We start from the raw sequence: 5,806 nt of genomic DNA on the forward strand, positions 1-5,806 counted from the left end.
CTGATGAACCGATCTCCGTACAGAATCGCAAACTGATTCATTGCACTTTTCCAATCATGCGCCGCCGAGCCCCAATTCGCCGTGATGTTTCGCAGCCCCAGCCAGATCAGTTTGGTGGCTGCGTCATCGTTCGGAAAATGGCCCCGGGTCTTGATGATCTTGCGTAGCTGAGCATTGATGCTCTCAATGGCGTTGGTGGTGTAAATCACCTTCCTGATGGCCGGTGGGAAGACGAAAAATGGAATCACTCGATCCCAGGCGCGCCTCCAGGCAGCCACCACCGTCGGATATTTCTCGCCCCACGGCCCGCTCTCAAACTCATCGAGTGCTTGCTCAGCCGCTTCGGCATTGATGGCTTGGTAAATCGGTTTCAGCGCTTTGGCCAGCTCTCGACGCTTGTCCCACGCCGCATAGTCCAGGCTGTTGCGGATCAGGTGCACGATGCATGTCTGCAACGTCGTCTCTGGAAATACTGCGCTGAGGGCTTCTGGCATGCCTTTGAGGCCGTCGGTCACGGCAATCAGCACGTCCTCGACGCCACGCTTCTTGAGATCGTTAAAGACCTTCATCCAGAACTTTGCACCCTCGGTGTTCTCGATCCAGATGCCCAGGATATCGCGCGTCCCGTCGGGAAGAACGCCCAGCGCCAGGTAAATGGCCTTATTGCGCACCAGGCCTTCTTCGCGGATCTTCACCCGCAGCGCATCGAAGAAAATGACCGGGTACATCGGCTCCAGTGGCCGCTGCTGCCACGCGCCAATCTCTTCCATGACCTCGTCTGTCACAGAGCTGATGAAATCGGGTGAAACGTCGGTTCCATACTGCTCGGACAGGAAGGCCCGTATCTCTCTGACCGTCATTCCACGGGCGTACATGGCGATGATTTTGTCATCGAATCCGGTGTAACGGCGCTCATGCTTGGGGATCAGAATGGGCGAGAAGCTGCCGTCACGGTCCCGAGGGATATCCAGCCGTAGCGGGCCATCGCCTGTCAGCACAGTCTTGCCACTCGTGCCATTGCGCTGGTTGGTCTCATCCTCTGGGCGCTGCGCGCCCGGAGGATAGCCCAGGTGATGACCAAGTTCGGCGTTCAGGGCTCGCTCGATCAGTGCTTTCTTGAAGGCGGCAGAGGCCTCCTCAATGGCCTCGGCGGTCATCAGCGGGGTCGCGGAAAACTGTTCAAGCAGCTCTTTCGGGACCTTCGGTAACTCTCGAAGCGGTTTCTTTTTGGTTGGCATACATGCACCTCTTACTCATGGTATGCCCGAACACAAAATTTCTGACACCCTCCTGATAGGCGCTGCAAAAACACCGGCAGGCACCTGGTGGCCCTGACCCAATCTTTCGACATGCACCTGGTGGCCATTACCAGCTCCTGATCAGCCACCCCGCAACGGCGTACGACATTTCCGAATCTGAAACCAAATGCTTCAGTAAGGCCATGCTTGGGACCTATCCTACGCGCCTGCCGGAAGGTTCCAGATATGCCGGGACAATCATCAGGGATAACTTCCTCGGGTCGCCAATTTTGGTGGCCGGGCGTGAGAACCCGACGATGTGAGTTTCGGCATTTTTCATGGCAGCCGTGTTCGGGCAGACCTTTGGTCTGGCCGGGTCTCATGTCCTCGGTTTCTCACCCCGTGCACGGTTGCCACCCAATCCCGTGAGAAAGGTCCGCGTGGCGATTTCCTCAATCGACATGAGTGATTCGAAATGAAAAAGCTAGTCCCCGATCCCCCCATCCCCTACATCAGCATCATCGACCACCTGACCCACGACGCCGCCATGGCCCACGCCGCCGTGCTGATGTCGACCATGAGCAGAACCCTGGACGCCTACCGCGCGTTCCCTCCTGACGACCGCCCCATGGTCCTGATGGAAAACGTAGCCATCCTCAGCCAGCTACTTCGCTGCCTGTTCGACCATGCCCGGTCACTGGAGGCGGCGCCATGAGCGATAAGCCCGAACCCGCCTTCACCGCAGGCGTCGAGACCTTCCTTGAGTTGTACCGTGTGCAGCCCGATATCCCGTTCAGCCGGGCATTCGATGAGCTGTCGATGTTGCAGGGCTGCATCCTGCACCTGACGACCGAGGCGGAAATGGAGGGGGATTTGCTGGCCGGCAGTGCGGCGCGGATTCTCAGCGCGATGGCCAAGGCGCTGGTCAATGACCTGGAACTCGGGTTGAACAGAAACTGCTGAAACCTTGCATATCCTGTTTCATCGGTATCGCGGCAATAGCACTTACCGTGGGAGCGGGCTTGCCCCGCGAGCACCGGCGAAGCCGGTGCCGTATATCGCGGTGCTGCAATCGCGGGGCAAGCCCGCTCCCACGTTTACCTTCGGTCTGGCGTTTTCAGTGCCGGCGAAACGAGGGCGAAGCCCTCGCCGTGCACCGACGTCAGATCAGAACACGTTCACCGGGTAATCGACGATCACCCGCACTTCGTCGTTATCCGACTCCGCCGCATAGGCCGCATTGGCCCGGTGGCTGGCATAGCGCAGCAGCACCGACAAATCCTTCAGCTGGCCTTCCTGGAACACGTACTTCAGGTCGAAGTCACGCTCCCAGTGGGTGGCGTGCTTGCCATCTGCGTTGTAGTAGTCGTAGTGCGTGGTGTCCTGGGTGGCCTTGGTCAGGTCCGCCTCGCCGCGCGAGTACGACAGCGAGCTGGTCAGCCCCGGCACGCCGACACCGCCGAAGTCATAGTCGTACTGCAGCTTCCACGAGCGCTCGTTGGGCGCGTTGAAGTCCGAGTACATGCGCGAGTTGTCCAGGTAGATGCTGTCACCCAGGTTGATGTAGTCGAACGGCGTGTTGCCGTTGACCCGCTGGTAGGCGGCAGTGACGCTGTGGAACCCGGCGGCCACGGTGAAGTGCAGGCTGTAGGTGTTGTTGTCGATCTTGCCCAGCAGCGACTGGCCGGTGTCCTGGGTGTGGTAGTAGTGCGCGCCCGGGTTGAGGCTGACCAGGTCGTTGACCTGGTAGGTGTAGTCGAAGTCGGCGTAGTACTGGTTCCAGATGTCCTTCAGCTCGGCGGCGTAGACATTGGCGGTGACGTTTTCGGTGCCGCTCCAGGACGCGCCGGCCCAGTTCAGGTGCTTGCTCTTGTCGCCGTCTTCCAGTGCACCGTAGTAGGTGTCGATGCGGCGGTGGCCGCTCTGGTTGTACGGCTTGGTGAAGCTCACCTGGCCACCTTCGAGCATCAGCCCGTCGATGCTGGTGTTGGTCAGGGCGAAACCACGGAAGGTCTGCGGCAGCATGCGCGACTCGCCGCCGGCGATCACCGGGTTGGTGAGGAACAGGTCACCGGCCTTGAACTCGGTGTCGAAGCCCTTGAGCTTGATCGCGCCGCCCGCGGTGGAGAACGAGTGCGGTGCAGCGCCCTGGCTGCCGTCGTCCTTGACGTGGTTGGGCAGGATCGAGGTGCCGGCATGGCCCGCACCACCGTCGAGCTTGAGGCCGAGAATGCCGTGGGCGTCCAGGCCGAAGCCGATCACACCGGGGGTGTAGCCGGACTCGAAGCGCGCCACGGCGCCCTGGCCCCATTCGCGCTTGTCACGCACGTCACGGTTGAGCTCGTTGCGGTTGAAGTAGGCATTGCGAAAATGCAGGTTCAGCGTAGAGCCTTCGATGAAGCCATCAGCCTTGTCTTCATCGGCCTGGGCGGCCAGGGGAATCGTTGCGGTTAACGCAAGGAAAAGCGGGGTAAAACGAAACGCAAAAGACACCGGTACAAACTCCTTTGGTCAAGCGGTGGGGCAGTTTTTATTGTCGTATCTGCAAGTTTCTTATTAGAGACGTAACAGCCGGGCTGATAATTTCGACACATAAAAAAAGCCGCTGATCGGCAGCGGCTTGGAAAGGCTAACATATCGTCGCAGGCAACGCCCACGGTGTAGCCAAGGGAAAATCAGGAAACTGGAGAGTGGCTGATCAGCTGTCGGCGCTATCGTCGGCGGACACCTTGGAAGCAGTCTGCTGCGAGCCTTTGGCGGCGTCTGCTTTTTGCGCGGCAATGGCTTCGCGAGCCTGCTGATGAACCGCTGCAACTTCTGCGTTGCGGTTTACGAAGGCCGAGGATTCTTCCGCCATGGCCAGGGGCGACAACAACAGGGACGACAGGATAAATACGCTGGCAACACCCATACTGTTGGACATTTGAAACAACCTTCTTGCTAAGCAAGTGCTAGTGGAGATGGGGCTAAATTAATCCCGCGAGGCCCCGTGAAACAGAGCCTGTTCAGATAAGCACTGTTGCGCAAAAAGTAATGATTGCTGCAAATATCCTCAGACTTTTACCGCAAACCCGCGTAGTTGAGCGCTTGGCAGGCTGATCCCAAAGGTATTGGCGCCGGCCTCGCTGTGCACGAAAACACTACCGCCATGCATCAGCGCGATGGCCTTGACGATCGCCAGCCCCAAACCATGGTTGTTGCCGCCGCTGTTGGCGCGTGCCGCATCCACCCGGTAGAAGCGTTCGAACAGCAAGGCCAGGTGCTCGTCGGCAATGGCCGGCCCTGGGTTGCTCACGGCGATGCTCACCTGCTGTTCATCGGCTTTGATGCACACCTCGATCACCTGGTTGGGCGCGGTGTGTTGCACGGCGTTGTTCAGCAGGTTGATCAGCGCCCGGCGCAACTGGGCTTTCTCGATGCGTGCGCGGGCGTCGCCGCTGACGCTCACGCGCACCTGGGCATCCTCGAGGATGTAGTCCAGGTAGTCGAGGGTGGTGGCCACCTCTTCGGCCAGCGAGGCCTCGGCCAGCGCGGTGGCCTTGCTGCCCTGGTCGGCGCTGGCCAGGAACAGCATGTCGTTGATGATGCTGCGCAGGCGCTCCAGCTCCTCCAGGTTCGATTGCAGCACCTCGAAGTAGTGTTCGGCGCTGCGCCCACGGGTCAGTGCCACCTGGGTCTGGCCGATCAGGTTGGTCAGCGGCGAGCGCAGTTCGTGGGCGACGTCGGCGTTGAACGCTTCGAGCTGGGTGTAGGCCTGGCTGACCCGGTCCAACGCGGCGTTGAAGGCGCCGGCGAAGCGCGCCAGTTCCGGTGGCAGGGCTTCGGTTGGCAGGCGCCCGTCCAGGCGTGGCGGGGCGAGCCCCTGGGCCTGGTCAGACAGCGTCAGCAAGGGCTTCAAACCGATGCGCGCCACCCAGTAGCTGAGCAGCGAAGCCAGCACCACGCCGAATGCCGCCAGGCCGACGATGGCCACCAGCAGGCTGTGTTGGGCCTGCCAGAAGGTTTCGGTGTTGATGCCGATCAGAAAGCGCAGCGGCGGGCGTTCGCCCAGTGCCGGCAGCTCGCTGACCAGCACCTTGTAAGGGTAGGGGCTGTCCGCCAGGCGCAGCTCGCGCATGCCCGGCGGGCCTTCGGCAAAGGCGCGGATCAGTTCGGTGGGTTGGCCATATTCGTAGTTCGGGTTGCTGCCGACTGCCCAGAAGCGGATGCGCTTGTCCTCTTCGCCGAGCAGGTTGAGCTTGTTGTGGATCTTGGCCCAGTGCTCGGGCGTGCCGTAGCGGTTGAGGGCGGACTCGAGCACGCTGAAGCGGGCGTCCAGTTCGGCGGCGGGCAACAGGTCGAGGCTGCGGTCGACCTGGCGGTACAGGGCGCTGCCGATCAACACGAACACGCCCAGGGCGACCAGGGTGAACAGGGCGCAGAGGCGCAGGGCGATGGAGTTGCCGGGTTTGGCACGCATGAGCTTCATGGGCATCTACCCCACGGGGCTGCTTTGCGGTCTTCGTGGGAGCGGGCTTGCCCCGCGAACACCGGCCAGGCCGGTGCCATCCACCTCGGTAGCCGGATCG

General features: G+C 61.0%; 6 protein-coding genes. 2 read left to right on the plus strand and 4 right to left on the minus strand.

What is annotated here, in order from left to right:
* A partial coding sequence (locus ACO6VM_RS24705; RefSeq protein ID WP_422403422.1) for an IS256 family transposase occupies positions 1-1,238 on the minus strand: 1,238 nt, incomplete at its 3' end.
* 475 nt (positions 1,239-1,713) lie between these two features.
* On the opposite strand from ACO6VM_RS24705, the gene ACO6VM_RS24710 reads away from it, so the two are divergent.
* Both ACO6VM_RS24710 and ACO6VM_RS24715 read left to right on the plus strand, forming a co-directional pair.
* Positions 1,714-1,953: a hypothetical protein gene (locus ACO6VM_RS24710; RefSeq protein WP_110995894.1), complete on the plus strand. Its 240-nt coding sequence runs from the start codon at positions 1,714-1,716 to the stop codon at positions 1,951-1,953.
* A complete protein-coding gene (locus ACO6VM_RS24715) occupies positions 1,950-2,201 on the plus strand; it encodes a DUF3077 domain-containing protein (protein ID WP_110995893.1) in 252 nt (83 codons plus the stop codon). Before ACO6VM_RS24710 ends, ACO6VM_RS24715 begins: the two co-directional genes overlap by 4 nt.
* A gap of 204 nt (positions 2,202-2,405) precedes the next feature.
* Here ACO6VM_RS24715 and ACO6VM_RS24720 read toward each other — a convergent pair whose 3' ends face one another.
* The 3 genes from ACO6VM_RS24720 to ACO6VM_RS24730 all read right to left on the minus strand — a co-directional run bounded on the left by ACO6VM_RS24720 (position 2,406) and on the right by ACO6VM_RS24730 (position 5,706).
* Positions 2,406-3,731, minus strand: a complete 1,326-nt coding sequence (locus ACO6VM_RS24720) for an OprD family porin (RefSeq protein WP_401059835.1) — start codon at positions 3,729-3,731, stop codon at positions 2,406-2,408.
* Positions 3,732-3,936: 205 nt separating this feature from the next.
* On the minus strand, positions 3,937-4,161 hold the full coding sequence (locus ACO6VM_RS24725; protein ID WP_232882063.1) for a hypothetical protein: 225 nt from the start codon (positions 4,159-4,161) through the stop codon (positions 3,937-3,939).
* Between the two features lie 129 nt (positions 4,162-4,290).
* Positions 4,291-5,706, minus strand: a complete 1,416-nt coding sequence (locus tag ACO6VM_RS24730; RefSeq protein ID WP_422403932.1) for a heavy metal sensor histidine kinase — start codon at positions 5,704-5,706, stop codon at positions 4,291-4,293.
* Positions 5,707-5,806: the final 100 nt, after the last annotated feature.

Source organism: Pseudomonas sp. GZD-209 (genome assembly GCF_049310485.1).
Taxonomy (GTDB): domain Bacteria; phylum Pseudomonadota; class Gammaproteobacteria; order Pseudomonadales; family Pseudomonadaceae; genus Aquipseudomonas; species Aquipseudomonas sichuanensis.

Excerpts from the sequence above, each read along its gene's own strand:
- ACO6VM_RS24710 (WP_110995894.1), top strand. The coding sequence starts at position 1,714 with ATGAAAAAGCTAGTCCCCGATCCCCCCATCCCCTACATCAGCATCATC.
- ACO6VM_RS24715 (WP_110995893.1), top strand. The coding sequence starts at position 1,950 with ATGAGCGATAAGCCCGAACCCGCCTTCACCGCAGGCGTCGAGACCTTC.
- ACO6VM_RS24725 (WP_232882063.1), bottom strand. The coding sequence starts at position 4,161 with ATGTCCAACAGTATGGGTGTTGCCAGCGTATTTATCCTGTCGTCCCTG.
- ACO6VM_RS24730 (WP_422403932.1), bottom strand. The coding sequence starts at position 5,706 with ATGAAGCTCATGCGTGCCAAACCCGGCAACTCCATCGCCCTGCGCCTC.